At 47.0% G+C, this 19165-nt stretch carries 14 protein-coding genes; 5 read left to right on the top strand and 9 right to left on the bottom strand.

From position 1 onward, the window contains the following. Window positions 1–3 precede the first annotated feature (3 nt). From rnd to AC1HDP_RS02990, 8 genes are all read right to left on the bottom strand, one after another. Window positions 4–1125 (bottom strand): ribonuclease D, encoded by a 1122-nt coding sequence (rnd, locus tag AC1HDP_RS03025; protein WP_140932410.1) that lies wholly within the window; start codon window positions 1123–1125, stop codon window positions 4–6. 54 nt (window positions 1126–1179) lie between these two features. Then, window positions 1180–2859, bottom strand: a complete 1680-nt coding sequence (gene fadD, locus AC1HDP_RS03020) for a long-chain-fatty-acid--CoA ligase FadD (RefSeq protein ID WP_479637621.1) — start codon at window positions 2857–2859, stop codon at window positions 1180–1182. A 157-nt stretch (window positions 2860–3016) separates the two neighbouring features. Beyond that, a complete protein-coding gene (locus AC1HDP_RS03015; protein WP_479637620.1) occupies window positions 3017–3973 on the bottom strand; it encodes an alpha/beta fold hydrolase in 957 nt (318 codons plus the stop codon). 2 nt (window positions 3974–3975) lie between these two features. After that, window positions 3976–4710 carry a class I SAM-dependent methyltransferase gene (locus AC1HDP_RS03010; RefSeq protein WP_479637619.1) on the bottom strand — a complete coding sequence of 245 codons (735 nt, stop codon included), beginning with the start codon at window positions 4708–4710 and terminating at the stop codon, window positions 3976–3978. A 211-nt stretch (window positions 4711–4921) separates the two neighbouring features. After that, window positions 4922–5608: a M50 family metallopeptidase gene (locus AC1HDP_RS03005; RefSeq protein ID WP_479637618.1), complete on the bottom strand. Its 687-nt coding sequence runs from the start codon at window positions 5606–5608 to the stop codon at window positions 4922–4924. A gap of 412 nt (window positions 5609–6020) precedes the next feature. Continuing rightward, on the bottom strand, window positions 6021–6734 hold the full coding sequence (gene tsaB / locus AC1HDP_RS03000) for a tRNA (adenosine(37)-N6)-threonylcarbamoyltransferase complex dimerization subunit type 1 TsaB (RefSeq protein WP_479637617.1): 714 nt from the start codon (window positions 6732–6734) through the stop codon (window positions 6021–6023). 194 nt (window positions 6735–6928) lie between these two features. After that, window positions 6929–8791 carry a TIGR00341 family protein gene (locus AC1HDP_RS02995; RefSeq protein WP_479637616.1) on the bottom strand — a complete coding sequence of 621 codons (1863 nt, stop codon included), beginning with the start codon at window positions 8789–8791 and terminating at the stop codon, window positions 6929–6931. Between the two features lie 211 nt (window positions 8792–9002). Then, the gene (locus AC1HDP_RS02990) at window positions 9003–10496 is read right to left on the bottom strand and encodes a DEAD/DEAH box helicase (RefSeq protein ID WP_479637615.1); all 1494 of its coding nucleotides are present in this window, start codon (window positions 10494–10496) and stop codon (window positions 9003–9005) included. Between the two features lie 234 nt (window positions 10497–10730). Between AC1HDP_RS02990 and AC1HDP_RS02985 the strand changes: the two genes are divergently transcribed. Continuing rightward, on the top strand, window positions 10731–11840 hold the full coding sequence (locus tag AC1HDP_RS02985; RefSeq protein ID WP_479637614.1) for an FUSC family protein: 1110 nt from the start codon (window positions 10731–10733) through the stop codon (window positions 11838–11840). A gap of 507 nt (window positions 11841–12347) precedes the next feature. Here the strand turns inward: AC1HDP_RS02985 and AC1HDP_RS02980 are convergent. Beyond that, the gene (locus AC1HDP_RS02980) at window positions 12348–14348 is read right to left on the bottom strand and encodes an ATP-dependent DNA helicase (RefSeq protein ID WP_479637613.1); all 2001 of its coding nucleotides are present in this window, start codon (window positions 14346–14348) and stop codon (window positions 12348–12350) included. A 378-nt stretch (window positions 14349–14726) separates the two neighbouring features. Here AC1HDP_RS02980 and hisG point away from each other — a divergent pair, with 378 nt between their 5' ends. Genes hisG through hisB form a run of 4 tightly spaced genes read left to right on the top strand, consistent with a single transcriptional unit; the run spans window position 14727 to window position 19148 of the window. Beyond that, entirely contained in the window at window positions 14727–15641 is a 915-nt protein-coding gene (gene hisG, locus AC1HDP_RS02975) for an ATP phosphoribosyltransferase (RefSeq protein ID WP_479637612.1), read from the top strand. A 42-nt stretch (window positions 15642–15683) separates the two neighbouring features. Beyond that, window positions 15684–16979: a histidinol dehydrogenase gene (hisD, locus tag AC1HDP_RS02970; protein ID WP_479637611.1), complete on the top strand. Its 1296-nt coding sequence runs from the start codon at window positions 15684–15686 to the stop codon at window positions 16977–16979. Continuing rightward, entirely contained in the window at window positions 16969–18078 is a 1110-nt protein-coding gene (hisC, locus tag AC1HDP_RS02965) for a histidinol-phosphate transaminase (RefSeq protein ID WP_479637610.1), read from the top strand. Before hisD ends, hisC begins: the two co-directional genes overlap by 11 nt. Further along, entirely contained in the window at window positions 18075–19148 is a 1074-nt protein-coding gene (hisB, locus tag AC1HDP_RS02960) for a bifunctional histidinol-phosphatase/imidazoleglycerol-phosphate dehydratase HisB (protein WP_479637609.1), read from the top strand. Before hisC ends, hisB begins: the two co-directional genes overlap by 4 nt. Window positions 19149–19165 lie beyond the last annotated feature (17 nt).

The raw sequence follows: 19165 nt of genomic DNA, 5'->3' as shown, positions 1-19165 counted from the left end.
CGCTTAGCGAATAAACTGTACTTTCACTTGTTGCAAGCTCTCAGCGCATAATTGCGCGCGCCAGCCTTGCAGCAATAAAGGCTCAGCCAATTGCTTATGATGCCAAATCCAGGCTAAATATTCATGAATATGACGCTTTGAGGCCAGTAACTCCTCTGGCACTTGATGCGCCTCGCACACTTGCAGCAACTCAGTCTTAATGGCTTTAAATGCAGGTTTATAGCCAGATTGCAGTGCAAGAATATCAATCGGCTCAGGGCAATCGCTAAAATCGACCTTATTGATGATATTGACTAACCCTTGACCTAAGACACGCTTTTCATGGTCAGTAAGCTCAGACATTCTTAATAAGCTTTCCAGCGTTTTCGGCTGACGTTTAGCCAAGGCTAAGAGCACATGATCTTTCACCACAAAGCCTAAGGCTAAATCACGCTCAATGGCGCGATGTAAACGCCAAGCGGCTAAGTCACGCAATACCGCCAACTCTTCACTACTCAGCTGAAAGGCATTCTTTACTTTAAGATAGGCTAATTGCGGATCCGTTGGCGTTAATCGCCCTTGGGTTAAGCGCTGGCCTTCTTCAAATAACCAGTCAAGTCGCTGTTTACTATTCAATTCAGCCAATAATTGCGGATACAGCTGATATAAGTAATACACATCATTGGCGGCATATTGTAATTGTGCTTGGCTGAGGGGACGCTTTAACCAATCGGTACGCGACTCACCTTTATCAAGCTCAACCCCTAAGCAAGATTGCACTAACTTAGCGTAACCAAGCCCATGGCCCATACCGTTTAACGCGGCGGCTAATTGGCTATCAAATAATGGCGCCGGTTGGCACTGGCCATAATGGGCAAACACTTCTAGATCTTCACTGCATGAATGCACTAATTTCACTATGTTAGTGTCTTGCAATAACGCCCAGAAGCCCGATAAATCCGGCACGGCAATTGGGTCAATTAACGCTAACGTCTTACCATCATAGGCCTGAATGAGACCTAGCTTGGCATAATAGGTTCGGGTGCGAACAAATTCAGTGTCTAGTACCAGTAATGGGGCATGACGATATTGTGCCACTAAAGCATCGATACTGACTTGGTCACTGATATACAAATAATCTAACAAAACACACTCCTGTTAGCGGAAAAGAAAAAACCGGCTATTGCCGGTTTTGCCAATCTAGTGAGCCTTAGGCTGCACTTCATCACGAAGCTGTCGCCGTAAGATCTTACCCACATTGGTCTTAGGCAATTCATCCCTAAATTCTACCAGCTTAGGGATCTTATATCCCGTTAAAAGATGGCGACAATGCTTGATGATTTCATCATCGGTCAGCGATTTATCTTTAGCGACCACAAATATTTTCACTAATTCACCGCTGACATCATGAGGAACGCCAACTGCGGCGACTTCCAGCACTTTAGGATGCATGGCGATCACGTCTTCCACTTCATTGGGGAAAACGTTGAAACCAGACACTAAAATCATGTCCTTTTTGCGATCGACGATAAAGAAGAAACCTTTTTCATCCATGTAACCTATGTCGCCTGTGGCTAAATAACCATCGCTGCCTATGACTTCAGCCGTTTCTTCTGGGCGCTGCCAGTAACCTTGCATCACTTGCGGGCCTTTCACATACAATTCGCCGCGCTCGCCTTGTGGCAATGCTTGCCCTTCTTCACTGCGAATTTGAATATCAGTAGAAGGCGCAGGAAAACCAATGGAGCCGTTATAACCATCAAGATTATAAGGACAGCAAGTCACTAATGGTGAGGCTTCAGTTAAGCCATAACCTTCAAGTAAACGGGTTTTAGTAATGTTTTGCCATTTATCAGCGACAACGCGCTGCACAGCCATACCGCCACCTATGGATAATTTCAGTTTACTAAAATCTAATTCAGCAAACTTAGGATTATTCACTAAGGCATTAAACAAGGTATTGACCCCAGTTAAGGCAGTAAATGGGTGCGACTCAAGATCGTCAATAAAGGCTGGGATATCACGCGGATTGGTGATCAGCACATTGTTCGCGCCTTTCTTTAAAAACAGCATGGCATTTACGGTAAATGCGAAAATATGATAAAGCGGCAAGGCAGTAACCACTGTCTCTTCGCCATCTTTTAATGCTGGCGAATAGGCCCCATCGGCTTGCAACACGTTAGCCACCACGTTGCCATGGGTCAGCATAGCGCCTTTAGAGACACCGGTAGTGCCACCAGTATATTGCAGCAAGGCGAGATCGGTAAGGCCAAGTACAGGCTTAACATACTGCATCCGGCGACCTTTGGTGAGCGCTTGGCGCATTGAAATCGCGTGCGGCAGCGAATACTTAGGTACTAATTTCTTAATGTATTTGACGACAAAATTCACTAAGGTGCGTTTAGGTGGGCTTAATAAATCCCCAAGACCAGTAATGATGACGCTCTTTACTGGAGTTTCATCAACCACTTCTTCAAGAGTGCGGGCAAAGTTAGAAACCACCACTATGGCCTTAGCGCCAGAATCGATTAACTGATGCTTAAGCTCACGTGGCGTGTACAGTGGATTAACGTTGACAACCACTAGACCGGCGCGCAGCACACCAAACAAGGCTATCGGATATTGCAGCAAGTTGGGCATCATAATCGCTACGCGATCGCCCTTTTCAAGCTTTAGCTCATTTTGTAAATAGGCGGCAAAGGCGCGACTGCGCTCTTCTAACTTACGGTAGGTTAAATTGGCGCCCATATTCACATAGGCACTTTGATCGGCATAAGTGTGAACTGATTTTTCAAACATATCGACCAGAGAGCTATACACTTCAGGGTTAATATTCGCAGGCACATCGGCCGGTAAATGATGAATCCAAGGTTGGTTCACTAAATGTATCTCCTAATCAATCGTCGGTGAGAGGCGTTACTAGGCGCCTTGAGATCCACCGAATGCTATTTGTTATTATGTCGACGGTAAAATCATACAGTCGTTTTAATGTTGATCATCATCACACAAATTTAACAAGCTGCCTAGCCCTCAAACATTAGTGAGGGCGATCAAAATGTTGGCGGATGAAATCACTAATTTTTTGCGCCACAAGTTCAGCAGCAGACATATGAAAATGATGACAGCCTGGCAAACAAGATGACTCCAACAGCGGAAACCAGCGCTTAGCCGCGGCTAATTGCGCATTCAGTTGGTGATACCCTTGCTCGGCTTGCACCAAAAGCATAGGTAACTCAGTGTTGGCTAAAATCTGCTCGCGTTGCTCTATCGTCATGCGCCATGGGGAATCCCGCTTTAAGCGTGGATCGGTGCGCCAATAAAATTTTCCTGCGCATTCTACCGCATTTCTTGCCACCAACAGATGACTCCATTTACTGGACAGACCAGTAAGTTTGCTGCGCGCGGCCGCCATTGACTCAATACTTTGATAACCTATGGATTTAGTGACGCTTTGATGGGCAGATAAGCTCTGTTGTAAGCGCGCCTTGGCATGCTGACTAGATTCTGCCATCGGCAGCAAACCTTCAAGTAAAATGGCGGCATCTAAAGCGCTGGTTTGCGCCGCGCCATAGGTGCTAGCTATCATAGCGCCAAGAGAATGCCCCATGACCACAATATGGGTAAATTGATGGCGGCAATGCTCAATAACCTTAGCAAGATCATAAAGATAATCAAAAAAGTGCAAGGGATAGCCCAGGCTTCTATGCTGCGATAATCCATGCCCAGGCCAATCGATGGCAAGGATTGGATAGTCATCTAAATACTGAGCTAACGGATAAAAGCTATGAGCATTATCTAACCAGCCATGTAAGGCAATGAGCAGCACCTCGCCCTTCATATTGGTTTGAGCGCACTCTTGCCCAAGTGCGGTAACACTCAATTCTGGGCCAGATTTACCGCGCCAATAACAGCCGGCAAGTGTGATATGTGGCAGAGTTAAACTTACTTCATCTGGATGCAGGCGAGCAGATGCTCGCCAGATAGGTATCGACATAGTTATTTTTTAACGAATTTTAAGGTCATGCGGTCGCTTTCACCTATGGCAAGGTACTTATCTTTATCTTGCTCACCCAAGGCTAAGCGCGGCGGTAAGGTCCACACCCCTTTAGGATAATCTTTAGTATCTTTAGGGTTGGCGTTAATTTCACTGGCGGCCACTAACACTAAACCATGTTTTGCTGCTAAGGCGATAACCTCATCTTGCAGCATATAGCCAGTGTCAATTGACATGCCAGGGTTAGCTCTGTGCTCAACCACCCCAAAAATCCCCTGCGGTTTAAGCACTTTGGCCACAGCGGCGAATACGGCATCTAACTGCTGATCCATTTGCCAATTATGTAAATTTCTAAAAGTCAGCACTCTATCAGCACTATTATCGCTAAGCCATTGCTCAACCTTTTTACCCGCTTGCTGATAAAACTCCTCACTTTTGTTATTGGCTGTACCTTGAGTATTAAAGTTCGCCGCAATATATTGACCCTTTTGCGCTAATAGTGGCCCTAATATTTCGGCGTACCATACACTCGCCCCTGGCCAGAGCTCTATCACTGTCATCTCAGGTGAAATCTCAAAGAAACTTAAGGTCTGCGCAGGATGACGCGCGCCATCACGGGCAGCGTTAGCCTCTTGTCTAAAGTCACTACTCACAGCCACATTAATGGCATCATTGGCACTCGCGGGGAGCAAGGTTAACGCCAAGGTGGCGGCAATTAAGGTCTTAAGCAATTTCATGAGCACGTCCTGTGTAGAAAAGATGAATTAACCGCCACTAAACTAACAAGCCCGCACGAATTTGCAAACATTTTGCAAAGTCAAAGCGCGGTATTTGTTCGCCATATTTAGTGCAAAGCATGTATGTAGCTAACTACAAATGGACTTGCTGATGGGCGCTCATGAACAAGGCAATGCCTTGCAAGCGTTGCGAGAGGGGTTAGGGTTAGGTTTAGGCTGAGCCTTTCCCCCTAAATGCCCCAACTCGCCGCCAACACCAATAGACAGCGGCGATACTCACGCTAAGCCACAGACACACCCACACTATGGCTGGCACCCAAGTAAGACTTGCTAACAGTTGACCATCCCCTTGGCCATCGTATTGCAACAATACTAGCGGGCTTAAAATGGCGTTTAGCATCACCACTAACGCGATAATGCGCAGTAACATTAATAACCACGCCGCATTGGCAAAACGACTCGGTAAAATAAACAGTCCAGCTAAGAGCACTAAAATAAGCCAAGTGAGACTATCACGCGCCCATAATACTGCGCTGCCAATCACTAATAGCGACATTAAGCTATAACACCAACGAATGCCTTTAGGCCATAAAGTCAATTGATACAGTAGCAAGCCCCATAACGAGGCGCCAAGATAACCGCTGAGTCCAATGAATATCGGGGCGCCGCCGTGGCTAAAACAAAAGCCCGCGCCATTAACAAATAATTGAATATGACTCACCTGCCCGCCGGTTAGCACTGTCATTAAGGCGTGTGACAATTCATGAAAATAACTTTCTAACCAGTTAAATGGCACGCCGATAATAGGTAATCTGGCCAGCAATAATGCAACGCCTAATTCCACTAAAAAGCGGCCGCGTGACACTACAGCGTATTTAGGCACCACACTAATAGCCATTGAGGTCAAGTCCGAGTAAAGAGTTTGCTGATTCTAAGTGTGAACTAAACAGTGACAAAACAGTTGTACGGGCATCAAATACTAAGTCGCCATAGGATATTAAGCCTAAGGTGAACAAAGTGGATATAGGAAATATTAGGGATATAGGAGGTATAGGAAAATGGATATAATGAGCTAAAGCTGTGGCGGTAAATGAGCTAACGCGCCGCGCCTGACCTATGTAAAATAAGGATTGAAGCGATAACATGATAATCCTCCTTAACGCGCCACTAACTTAACAGCACTAACTTAGCGCCACTCTTATCGCCACTAACTATGCCTCACTAACTATGCCTCACTAACTATGCCTCACTAACTATGCCTCACTAACTATACGTCACTGGCAAGTATGGCTGGCTATGACTGAAATTAATTATTCGCGCCCAGGCAACTTTTTCCACGCCACAGTATCGCGTAAATACACAGGCGCTAAATCATCGACGCTGGTTGCCAACCCTTGCTCGCAAGCCTTAAGGGCTAGTGGAAACATATATTGAGCTTCAGGAAATAACACCCCAGTTTCTGCCGGTACGCCAAAACGCTCGCTTAATTGTGGATAGGCGCTAAAACCTGTACCGCACACTTGGGTATCTTCAATAGCCGCAGTTAAAGTCACCATCTCTGGCGCGCTCACTTGCTCAGTGCCCACTAATACGGCAACACCATTTTCAGCCACGAATTCAGCCCAATACACTTCATTCATTCTGGCATCAATAGCCACCAGCGCATGAGTGCCACCATTTTGTTCAATGGCTTGCTGCGCCATGGTCTGCAAGGTAGAAATACCTACTACAGGTAAGTCTGCCCCTAAAGCTAAGCCTTGGGTCATGCTGGTACAAATACGAATACCGGTAAAACTGCCAGGGCCGCGACCATAGGCAATCACGTCAACGTCCGCCAATCGAATGCCAGCTTCAACCAATAATTCATCCACCATAGGTAATAACCGCTGGCTATGTTCTCTTGGAGCATCAGCAAAACGTGCTATACGCTGACCGTTAATCAGTAATGCCGCCGAGCATCCTTCGGTACAAGTATCTAGCGCAAGAATAGTTTTTGGTGGTAAAGCAGAAAAAAGTCTAGTCATGTATCTCAACATCCGTCTTGGGCATCATCACCCGGTATGCTGCAATCATATCATCAAACGATGAGGCGCGGCAGCGCTTGCAGCCTTTTGCTAGGTTAAGCATTTGCGAAAACCTGTATTTAACGAGTTAACAATAATAAAAGCGGCAAATTTTGCCGCTTTTATTATTAGTGATTAAGCCAAGTAAATTGATGTTATTGGCGACGCACTATGATCTGCGCTTCTAGGGTAACGTCACGCTTAAGCTGGCGCTCGATCACGTCTTTAATGGCGTCAATATCGCTACTGGTTAATGTCTCAGGCGAGACCAGTTGCAGTGACAATTCCACCGGATTGCCCGCGCGCGCTTTAATATGGCGCAGCGTCACATCACCAATACTTTCCCCTTCTAAGCTAGTAACTATGCGCGCTTCTTCAGATAAACGCATAAAACTGAACACCAATGGAATACTGACCACAGCCACGGCAATCAAGGCGACGCCCAAGCCTTTCTTGGCGCGAGTAAAAGGCGCAAACCCTAAGGCGAGGAAGGTAATGGCCGCCGCAAACACAATACCCGCTAAGTTGGTTAAAAATAACAGCAACGCGCCCCAAGCAACATGCAGGTCAAGCCAACCAAGACCAATACCAGTAACCGCCAGTGGCGGTACTAAGGCCACAGCAATGGCAACCCCAGCTAAGCTTTTGGCGGCATCTATGCGCGCGTGCGCATAAGCCCCAGCTATACCTGATATTACTGCCACCCCCAAATCTAATAAATTCGGACTTAAACGGGCGGCAATTTCAGGGGTAATCACTTCCATCGGCATAATAAAACAGGCAAAGCTCGAAAAGCCCAGCGCCATCACTAAGCCTGTGCCTAAGGTTTTTAAGCTCCCGGTTAAAAGGTTGGTATCTTGGCGAGTGAGCGCCATGGCCAATGAAATAATCGGCGCCATCAAGGGCGCTAAAATCATAGCGCCAATAATCACAGGGGCAGAGCTCGCATACAAACCTATGGTGGCAAGTAAGGTTGAAAGCACCATTAAGGTTAAAAACGCTGGGGACGCCGTCGCATTTTCCCGAAGCAGTTGATACAAGTCCTTAAATTCTTCGGTGGCAGCGTGCGCGATTAATGGCAGATGTTTCGCAGCCATCGCCATGATTGCTTCACCAGCGGGCAAGCGGTCGATTTTACGTTGCTCTTTACTGCTAATTGCGCTGTCAGATACGGGCAGTGAATCGCCAACTAACAAGTTAAGGCTGCGCGAATCGGTTTCTAATACCAATTGCTCAGCTTCTTGATTACGGCCATCAATATCAAAGCTCATTACTTTGCCATTGGTGATTGTGATGGCTTTGGTTTTCACTAACCCCAGAAACTCAGGTTGTTTCATCACCCGATTAAATGGCGCTGTGATAAAAAAGCTAATCATTTCCATCACGCTTCTTGGGGCTAAAATCATGGCGTGACACATGCCATCATTAATATGGGTGTCGGGCAAAATATTACGCGACAACATAGATCCGATGGCGTGTTCAACCACAACCACCCCAATGGCTGCTGTGGTAAAACTGCTGTCATTGGCCGTGGTAAAGGTAAAGCGCTGCGGCAATAAGTTATTGACATGAATAATGTTATCCCACGCCTTAGTTAAACGCTCTTGCCAGTGGCTACTTTGCCCCCCTGGGCGTAAGTTAAAGCCGCGCCCGAGAAGCACAGAACTTAACACCACTTGACCGTTACAGCGCAGCACATCGACTTTTTTAGCTTTAGCGGCTTTTGCCCCATTGACGGCTTTTTCAAGATTGTTTTGCAAACAAAAACCGCGCCGAGCATGACTGGCGTTAGGGTGCGGTAAAATGGCTAAATGCCAGCCACCAGCCACGGCCGCCTCAATAATACTCGGTGCCAATTGATCATCAACATAGGCATACACGCGGCTCTCAGGAGGAAACTCTGCAGGCTCTTCGATAACCCATGCTTTGGGTAAAATATCTATGTCAAAGCAAGGTAATACTTTATGAGTAACATCTTGTTTGTCATCGGCATTAAACAATAAAAAACTGTCGGACATAGGTATATTCGTCATTAAGTAACTAACTAATAAGTCATTATGAATGAGTTGTGGCCATTGAGGCAACAATGGTACTAAGAGGTTGGCTAATAGTTTAAGTCTGTTGTTGGTATGTAGTTGGCGCTTAGCTGGCCTATTGTCATCAAGACTTATAAAAACAAACACCGCCTACAGGGCGGTGTTTGTGATTACGAGTCGCGCAAACTTAAAGTTACTCTTTAGTAAACTTATCGGTGGCGGCTTGCCATGGGTTCATTCCACCATTGCTATTGCTTGTGCTAGATGATGGCGTAGCCGGCTTTGCTGGGCGCGGCTTATCAGAACGGGTTCGCTCAGGACGAGCGCTTTCAGCCTGAGTGCTTGCCCATGGGTTACTGCGCCGCTCATTGCTGTTTGCATAAGGCGTGCTTGAAGCCGCAGCTACCGGTTTACCTTGGCGACCAGTGGTCTTAGTAATTCTTTTAGAGCGAGTACCGTTAGATTCAGACAGCACTGGGCGTTCTTGATTGGCACTAGGTTTGCGCGGCGCCTGATTTTTCGGCTCAAAATTCAGCACCGAGACAGGCACTACTTTACGCGGCGCAAAACCTTCTATTTCACGGCGCTCAATTAACTGCTCTAACCGGCGCTCAATACTGCACAGGTTCTTAAAATCATCCATAGAGACAAATGAAATCGCCTCACCGCTTAAGCCAGCGCGGCCGGTGCGGCCAATACGGTGAATATAATCATCGGCTTGATGCGGTAAGTCATAGTTAACAACTCGCGATAATTCGGCGATATCAATACCACGGGCGGCAATACCCGTCGCCACCAAAAATGGCACTTTACCAGCGCTAAAGTCGGCTAATACTTGCTCGCGAGAGGCTTGACTGCGGCCGCTATGAAAGGCTTCAGCATAAATGCCACGCTTTTCTAACTGGCTCACTAACTTGGCCGCGCCTTGCTTAGTTTCAATAAAGATTAACGCTTGTTGCCAATCGTTTTGTTTGATCATGTGGCTTAGTAAGGCTGACTTTTTATCTTTATCAACCGTGATCAACCACTGCTCAATGGTGTCTTTACTGGCTTGTTTACGAGTAATAGCAATCTCTTTGGGATGCGCCACTACGGTTTTAACTAATTGACGCACTTGCTTAGATAAGGTCGCAGAAAACAGCAGGTTTTGTCGGTTTTGCGGCAATCTATCTAAAATCTGATTGATGTCATCAATAAAGCCCATATCCAGCATTCTATCGGCTTCATCTAATACTAAGACTTCTAGCTCATCAAAATGCACAGCGCGTTGGGTATACATGTCCAGTAAGCGCCCAGGGGTAGCCACCAGAATATCAACGCCGTTAATCAGCGCTTTCTTTTGCGGCAGTGAATCTACGCCGCCATACATGGCTAAATTGGTGAGTGACAAATAGCGGCTGTATTGGTTGATGTTATTGGCTATCTGCAATGCTAATTCACGGGTCGGGGTTAATACCAAGGCGCGGATACGCTTAGGTCTAATCGCCGGTAAATCTTTAAACATTTGGAGTAATGGCAGAATAAACGCCGCCGTTTTACCTGTGCCAGTTTGGGCTGCCGCGATTAAATGTTCACCGGCTAACACCTCTGGAATGGCTCGAGCTTGAATTTCAGTCGGTTGACTATATTCAAGTTCGCTCAGGGCGCGAGTAATTTCTGGGCTTAATCCAAGTTGTGTAAATGACATGGTTATCTCTGAAAAGAAAGAAGAAAATTAAGTCAGTCATGCCGACCTATGTCGACCTAATGACAAAATGCTTAAAGATTATATCAGCATAGCGCCATGGCTTCCTCTGTTGATTTTCTTGTTATTGAAAAAGCGCGGATAAATTTAGATTCATTTTATTTAATAGCACTTGGTTTAACAGTTATTGCTACTATTGGATAGACGCAGTATCCACGATAAATGATGAGCCTCTTCATGACGTTACCTAACTTAGAACCTCTAATTTTACGCTATCCCGCCTGGTTTCATGCCTATAGGGTAACCTTTACCACAGCACTTGCCATGCTCATCATAACGTTTACCCAAGTGCCTCACGGCGTATGGGCATTAATTACCATTATCATGGTGATGGGCTCAGTCGCTTACTTAGGTGAAGTGTTAAGTAAAGCCAAACAGCGGATTATTGGTACCTTGTCCGGCGCTGCCTTAGGTTTATCTTTGTATTTATTGCCGGCCGACGCCATGGTGCTACATATCAGTCTGTTTTTATTGATGTTAGCCATTAGCATTTACTTTACCCGCGGTAAATACAGTTATGCCATGTTGCTATGTGCGTTAACTATTACCTTAGTGGCCACCGCAGGACCTGGAAATCTAGATGTTGCCTGGCAACGTACTATCAATGTGATTTGGGGCGCGTTGCTTGCCATGCTTGCCAGTCGCGTGCTGTTTCCTATACGGGCATTGCATCATTTTCATGTACTCAATGCCGAAATCCTGCAAAGCGCTGCCAAGGCTTATCAAGCGCACTTAGCGCATACCCAGTTACGTCAAACTCAGCTAGAACAAATCACAAATCAACAAACTAGCGCGGCAGCAAGCGTGTTGTTAGCTGAGCTTAAAACCCTACTAACCAAGCAAATCAGCATATTGCCCCACGCCATTAAAGAAAGTGGCGTAAAAAACGAGCATTTCGCCAAGATCACCGAAGCTCATAAACGTATGCTCCATAGCCTGCAAACCTTAACTGAAACTCAATGGCAGCAATTAGCGCCGGCATGCGCGGCGCAGTTACAACTTAATCAGTTGATGTTTACCTTAGCGAGCCAACTGCCGCACTCAATGCCAGCAGAAGCTCAAGCAGCAATGCCGCTTTCAAGTAGCAGCCCACAACAAGCTATGACTCTCGAGCTTATCCAGCAGGCTGATATTGAATTGCTGCATTGCAATAATGCTATGCATTTAGGGCAAGACATTGATATTAATTTGGCGGGATATTGGTGGCTTAATCAGGAACTCGCGCGGCGCTTTTATAAGTTGGCGACAGAACTCGCCTTAATGTATCAGCATCCTGTGGCGAGCTAACATAGCAATGTCAGTATTTAAGTAAGGCTCTTAATGGCAACTTGGCTGCACTCAGCATGGCTAATGGTGATTAGCTCACTTTGATTAGTGAGGTGTGATTAGTTCAGTGCTATTCGCCAAGCGCTAAACAAAAAAATGGCGACACAAGGTCGCCTAAAAAATGGTTTAACTTAACACCAATAATACCATATCAATCCATGATGCGGCTTGCAGGGAGGTGGATGAACACCTTCAGAGGACGCCATTATCATCTCCATACCAGCATGTAACAAGTGCGCGAGATCACACCAAGATGGCCACTGAGATCTAAAAAAAACGTTTCGCCACCATTAGAACTAACTGCCACGACAATTAACTATTTCAACACAAACAACTACTAGCAAGTCGTATTAAAGCGATAAATATTTCTAAAAAAATCTAAAAATAAATATCACACAACTTTTTGCATCTCAAACGCCGCCAAAGACTCGCTGCTATTAACTATCAGGTTAGATTGCTGCAAGAAAGTTAGATCTTCTGCAAAAAATCTAAGGCTTGCTGTAAATCACGAGTGCGCCGCATGGGCGGCAGCGCGGCAAGTAAGGCTCCGCCATAAGGGCGATTGACTATGCGATGGTCACATAAGATCAACGCCCCCTGATCGCGACTGTCGCGAATCAGGCGCCCCACCCCTTGCTTTAGTTTCATCGCCGCCAAAGGCACGGCCAAGTGAGTAAAGGGATCTTGCCCTTGCAACTGTAATTGCAAGGACTTCATGGCGAGCAAAGGATCATCTGGCGGCGTAAAAGGTAATTTATCAATAATCACGCAGCTTAGTTGCCGCCCTTTAACATCCACCCCTTCCCAAAAACTAAAACTCCCTAGCAATACCGCATTGCCCAACTGCCTAAATTTATCCAGCAAAGCCGATTTACGGCCCTGCCATTGAATTAATACCGGTTGACTCACAAGACTTGGCAAGCGCGCCGCCACCTGATTTAACATGGCATGCGAGGTAAAGAGCACAAAAGTGCGGCCATCGGCAGCACTAATAGCTTGCTGACAAATACTGATTAACTGCGCCGCTGATTGTTGATGGCGGACATCATAAAGCTGCCTTGGCACGCACAATAAGGCTTGGCGCTCATAATCAAATGGACTATCGAGTACCACTTGCTCAACTTGATTGGCATATTTGCCAGTAAAACCTAAGGTGGATGCAAACGTTTGGAGCGAGCCATGCATCTGCAAAGTGGCCGATGTCATGATAAGGCGGCAATCCGCCCCATATTGCTCAGTCAAGAGTTGCTGAAATTGATGGCCTAATTGCCACGGGATTTGGTGCAAGCTGATTTTGGCGGCGTTATTAGATGTTGCCAATCCAGCGGCATAAGCCGCCCCAGACAAACCATCGACCACATACGCCGAGGTGGAATCATCAGTTTCAATAAAGGTGTTAAGATCAAGACACAATTCATCAAGGCCAATGACATAAGCGTCAAGCTCGGGGAAATTCACTAACAGCGCGGTTAATAATTCAGTGAGTTGGACTAATTGCTGCTGCAATTGCCCCATCTGCGTACAAATGGCGCGACTCGCTAAATAATGGCGCCAGTTAACACTATTGCCGTTAGCATAATGCTCAATCAGTAATTGTTGCCACGCCGCTAAACTTAAGGCCGCGGCGTGCACGCAAGTGGTTAAAGCGCGGGTATCACTTAACTGCGTTTGACCTAGATACGCCAATTGGTTTAATAGCTGCTGGCACTTAACCATGGAAAACGTGCGCGCAAAGTGGCGCGCCAATAAATCGGGTAACTGATGGGCTTCATCCAGCACTATGGCATCAACATGTGGCAGCCAAGGTTCAACGTCAGAGTGCACTTGTTTATGTTCAGCGAGTAGCAAATGATGATTGACGACCACAAGCTTGGCCTCACACGCCTTAGCGCGGGCTTTGCGGGTAAAACAGGCTTGATAGTAATCGCAGCGCTGGCCTTGGCAGCCATCAGCGCGGCTGCGCACTAGGTCCCGCGCTTTACTGTGCTCAGAAACCCACTGCAAACTATCTAAATCACCGTCAAGACTGCTTGCTTGCCATTGATGAATTCGCAGTAAATCATCAAGCACTTGCGCGTCAAGTGAGCTAGATGCTTGTAATTGCTCCATTAATTGCCACTGGCACAAATAATTGCCGCGACCTTTTAATAGCGCTACATCCAGCGGCAACCCAAGCATTTGGGTTAAGGCAGGTAAATCTTTAGCGACCAGTTGCTCTTGTAGATTCTTAGTGCCAGTACTAATAATCACCCGCTGGCCACTGAGTAAAATCGGCGCTAAATAACTGTAGGTTTTACCCACACCTGTGCCTGCTTCTATCAGTAAATGCTTACCTTTAGATAAACATTTCGCCACAGCTTGCGCCATGATTTGCTGCTGCGGCCGGCACTCATAATTGCGAATATGCTGGCTAAGCGGGCCGCCATTCACAAACACCTTGGCAGTATGTTCAACAAGAGATTGGCGCAAATGGACACCTTAACGATAGTGGCACAAACGCCAAGTCTAGAGATTGGCAAGCATTATGCCTGTTATCGACCAGCATTCAAGTCAGCATCTTGATGAATAAAACTCACGCATTAAAAAAGATGCTTGCTAAAGTGTTGGATTGTCGCTAGTTTAAAAATCAAGCAATTGTTTCATCCTAACTACCGAGCGAGATAAACCTATGCTGCTGACATTAGTAAACACTCTCCATCATCACCATAAGCGGTAGCCTTCGGACGCTCACTGCCGAAGGACTCTATCCTTCTGGCGGCCAGCTCTCAGCTCATACCCCTGGAAGGAATTTCAGGGGTTTTTTGTTTTAAGTCCCTGATCAACCCTAACTAAAGTACAGGTACGATCATGAACAAAGAAACGCGATTACGAATAGCCATTCAAAAATCTGGCCGTTTAGCCAAAGATTCCCAAGCCTTGCTCAAGTCATGTGGGGTTAAATTTACCATCAATGAACAGCGCCTGATTGCCCACGCCGATAACATGCCCATAGATATTCTGCGAGTAAGAGATGATGACATCCCGGGACTTATCATGGATGGCGTGGTGGATTTAGGCATCATAGGTGAAAACGTTTTAGAAGAAGAGCAATTAGACCGGCAGTTAATAGGCAAACCCGCAGAATACCAAAAACTTAAACAACTAGATTTTGGCCGTTGCCGTTTAGCTCTAGCATTGCCTAAAGAGTTCCCCTATCAAGGAATTGAATCACTACAAGGTTTACGATTAGCCACCTCTTATCCCAATTTATTGCGCCGCTTTATGAAAGAGCAAGGCGTGAGTTACAAAGATTGTTTACTCAAAGGCTCAGTTGAAGTTGCCCCGCGCGCAGGCCTTGCCGATGCCATTTGCGATCTGGTATCAACTGGGGCGACGTTAGAAGCCAATGGCTTAGTCGAGCAGGAGGTGATTTATCGCTCCATGGCTTGCCTTATTCAGTCCAGCATTAACACTCAAGATAGTCTTGAGCAAGCCAGCAAACAAAACTTAATCAACACCTTACTATCACGCATTCATGGCGTTATCCGCGCCCGCGAAAGTAAATACATAATGCTGCACGCCCCTAAGGCCAGTATCAGTGACATAGTTGCCCTACTGCCAGGCGCAGAAAATCCCACCATATTGCCGCTCAATGATGATGGCAGCAAAGTCGCGATTCATGTGGTCAGCAGTGAAGATTTATTTTGGGACACTATGGAGCAACTCTCCGCCTTAGGCGCGAGTTCCATCTTAGTGCTACCCATTGAAAAGATGCTGGGGTAAATGATGATGCAGTCAATAAAACCACCAAGCATGAACCAAGCAATGACAATAGTGGAATGGTGCCGCCTTGATAAGGCGCAGCAACACGCCAGTTTGCAACGCGCCGAGCAGATTGGCAGCGATGAAGTTACGCGCAGCGTTAGCGAGATTTTGCAATTAGTGGCAAACGATGGCGACGCCGCCCTTCGCCAATTAACCCTTAAGTTTGATAACACAGACGCGCCGCTGAAGTTACCAGCAAATGCTTGGCAAGAGGCTGGTAACAACCTAAGCCTTGAGCTCAAAGCCGCCATAGATTATGCCATAGCCAACATAGTTAAGTTTCATTCAGCGCAGCAATTGGAACCCATTGCGCTAGCAACTCGCCCTGGGGTTAATTGTGAACTGAGAACCGAGGCCATTGAAAGCGTGGGCTTATATGTGCCAGGCGGCACAGCGCCATTAATCAGCACTGTTATGATGCTAGCCATTCCCGCGGCCATTGCCGGATGTCGCCGCCGCGTACTGGTAAGCCCAGCGCCCATTAGCGAAGCTATTATTTATGCCGCCTGTCAATGCGATATTACTGAGATTTATCAAGTAGGGGGCGCCCAGGCCATAGCGGCTCTCGCCTTTGGCACAGAAACCATAGTCCCAGTTGATAAGATATTTGGCCCGGGCAATAGCTATGTGACAGAAGCTAAACAGCGAGTCGCCCAATCAAAACGTGTGGCCATTAGTATTGATATGCCAGCGGGACCATCGGAAGTGTTAGTGATTGCTGATGGCGCGGCCAACCCTACCTTTATTGCAGCAGATTTACTGAGCCAAGCCGAGCATGGCAGTGACTCACAAGTCTTGTTAGTGAGTGATAGCCGCGAGTTACTTGAGCAAGTGCAGTGCGCCATCAAGGGGCAATTACCGCGGTTATCACGCTGCGATATAGCAAGCGCTGCCTTAAGCAATAGTCGCATGATTTTATGCGCAGACATGAATGAAGCCGTGACTATATCGAATCGCTATGGGCCTGAACATTTAATCATTCAAACTCAAGATAATGAGGCTGTGCTTACTAAGGTACGCGGCGCCGGCTCCATTTTTGTGGGGGCTTATACTCCGGAATCTGTGGGCGATTATGCCAGTGGCACTAACCATGTATTACCCACCTATGGCTATAGCCGCAGCGTTTCAAGCTTATCGCTTGCAGATTTTAGTCGCCGCTTTACCGTACAAAGGGTTAGCAGCGCGGGGCTTAAAAGCTTAGGCCCCCACGTAATTGCCCTTGCAAATGCTGAATTACTCGATGGCCATGCTAACGCAATCAAAGTCCGTCTTAAGGAGCTGACTAATGATGAGTAATGCCCAAGTGTTAGCGCAGCAATTATGCCGCCCAGAATTATTAGACTTTCAAGTGTACGAAAGCGCGCGCCGCTTAGGCGGCGCCGGGGAAATTTGGCTCAATGCCAACGAATCGCCGTTTAATAATAGTGACATAGTCGGCATCAATCGCTACCCCGAGTGCCAGCCACCGGCCTTGATTGCGGCCTATGCCAGCTATGCCAAGCTTGCGCCCGAACAAGTATTAACCTGCCGCGGCGCCGATGAAGCCATAGAGTTATTAATTCGCACGTTTTGCATTAGTGGGCAAGACAGTATTGGCATCTTTAGTCCGACCTATGGCATGTATGCTATTAGCGCCGCTAGCCATAATGTCGCGGTAGTAGATACCTCGCTTAATGAGGATTGGTCATTGCCAGTGACAGCGGCCAGCACTATGCAAGACTGCAAATTAGTGTTTATTTGTCACCCCAACAATCCTACGGGTAATCTGCACAGCCGCGCCACCATTGAGTCACTAGTAAAAGCGCTGCCCACCAGCCTAGTGGTCATTGATGAGGCTTATATCGAATTTAGTGCCAGCGAGTCTGTCATAGATTTACTGGAGCAGTATCCCAATCTGGTAATTTTGCGCACCTTGTCCAAAGCCTTTGCCTTAGCTGGGGCGCGCTGCGGTTTTTGTTTAGCCGATCCTGCGATATTAACCATGATGATGCGCATCATAGCGCCCTATCCTGTGCCACTGCCGGTGGCCTTATTAGCGCAAGCGGCGTTAACGCCTGACGGCCTAATGCAAATGCGCACTCAAGTGCAAAGCCTCAATCAACAAAGACAAAGATTAGCCACCGCGTTAACCGAGTGCCTTGCTGTCAGCGCTGTGCATCCTGGCCAAGGTAATTTTGTGCTCGCAACCCTGTCGTCACTTTCATTAGTCACAGCAATATTGCAGCAATACGGCATAGTAGCGCGCCAGTATAAGCATCCGCGCCTAACCCAAACCATACGTTTTAGTGTGAGCCATAGTGCTGATATTGAACGCGTCATCAAGGCATTAGATGCCATCAATGCCAACCTCGCCAATGCTAATGACAACCAAAACAAGAACAAGGTGAACTCATGAACCAAGCACGCGCCCTACTCTTTATCGACCGTGATGGCACCCTTATCGAAGAGCCAGTTACCGACAAGCAAGTCGATAGCGCCTCTAAATTAGCCTTTGAAAAAGATGCCATCACTGCCTTGTTGCAATTGCAAGCCGCAGGCTTTGGTCTTGTGATGGTATCTAACCAAGATGGTTTAGGCAGCCACTCCTTCCCCCAAGCGGATTTTGACTTACCCCATAATTTAATGATGCAAGTGTTCGAGTCTCAAGGGGTTAAGTTTCAACAAGTACTGATTTGTCCGCACTTGGATAGCGACAATTGCAGTTGCCGCAAACCTAAACTTGGGTTGGTCAGAGACTATTTAACCCAAGGCAAAGTTGATTTTACCCGCTCGGCCGTGATTGGCGATCGCGTGACTGATATGCAATTAGCCCAAGCCATGGGAGTGCGCGGCATTCAATACCAGCGGGAAACATGCAGCTGGCGACAAATAGTTAACGAATTATTGAATCAATCAAGACAAGCTTGCGTGCGCCGCACTACGTCTGAAACCGATATTCTAGTGGAGCTAGATTTAGATAACCCTGGCACCAAAGTCATTAGCACAGGCATAGGTTTTTTTGATCACATGCTCGATCAAATCGCAACCCACGCCAACATCAGCCTAACCGTCACAGTCAAAGGTGACTTACACATAGATGATCACCACAGCATAGAAGATACCGCGCTCGCATTAGGCGATGCCATCCGCCAAGCCTTAGGCAATAAACTCGGCATTGGCCGCTTTGGCTTTAGCTTACCTATGGATGAAGCGCGCGGTGAATGCTTATTAGACTTATCGGGCAGGCCTTACAGTCGCTGTGATGCCAGCTTTAAGGGGGAGCACGTCGGCGGACTGGCAACTGAGATGATCCCGCACTTTTTCCGCTCATTTGCCGATGGCCTGCGCGCCAACGTGCATGTAAGCGCCGAGGCGGACAATGATCATCACAGAGTCGAAGCCATGTTTAAAGCCTTAGGGCGCGCCTTACGTCAAGCCATTAAGGTTGATGGTAAGCAATTGCCATCAAGCAAAGGATGCTTATGACCATGAGTACAGATACT

This window comes from Shewanella sp. ISS20 (assembly GCF_056522965.1).
This window is presented reverse-complemented; position numbering and strand designations above follow the sequence as displayed.

Coding starts and splice junctions, on each gene's coding strand:
- AC1HDP_RS03015 (WP_479637620.1), bottom strand. CDS start 3,973: ATGTCGATACCTATCTGGCGAGCATCTGCTCGCCTGCATCCAGATGAA.
- AC1HDP_RS03010 (WP_479637619.1), bottom strand. CDS start 4,710: ATGAAATTGCTTAAGACCTTAATTGCCGCCACCTTGGCGTTAACCTTG.
- AC1HDP_RS03005 (WP_479637618.1), bottom strand. CDS start 5,608: ATGGCTATTAGTGTGGTGCCTAAATACGCTGTAGTGTCACGCGGCCGC.
- tsaB (WP_479637617.1), bottom strand. CDS start 6,734: ATGACTAGACTTTTTTCTGCTTTACCACCAAAAACTATTCTTGCGCTA.
- AC1HDP_RS02995 (WP_479637616.1), bottom strand. CDS start 8,791: ATGTCCGACAGTTTTTTATTGTTTAATGCCGATGACAAACAAGATGTT.
- AC1HDP_RS02990 (WP_479637615.1), bottom strand. CDS start 10,496: ATGTCATTTACACAACTTGGATTAAGCCCAGAAATTACTCGCGCCCTG.
- AC1HDP_RS02985 (WP_479637614.1), top strand. CDS start 10,731: ATGACGTTACCTAACTTAGAACCTCTAATTTTACGCTATCCCGCCTGG.
- hisG (WP_479637612.1), top strand. CDS start 14,727: ATGAACAAAGAAACGCGATTACGAATAGCCATTCAAAAATCTGGCCGT.
- hisD (WP_479637611.1), top strand. CDS start 15,684: ATGACAATAGTGGAATGGTGCCGCCTTGATAAGGCGCAGCAACACGCC.
- hisC (WP_479637610.1), top strand. CDS start 16,969: ATGATGAGTAATGCCCAAGTGTTAGCGCAGCAATTATGCCGCCCAGAA.
- hisB (WP_479637609.1), top strand. CDS start 18,075: ATGAACCAAGCACGCGCCCTACTCTTTATCGACCGTGATGGCACCCTT.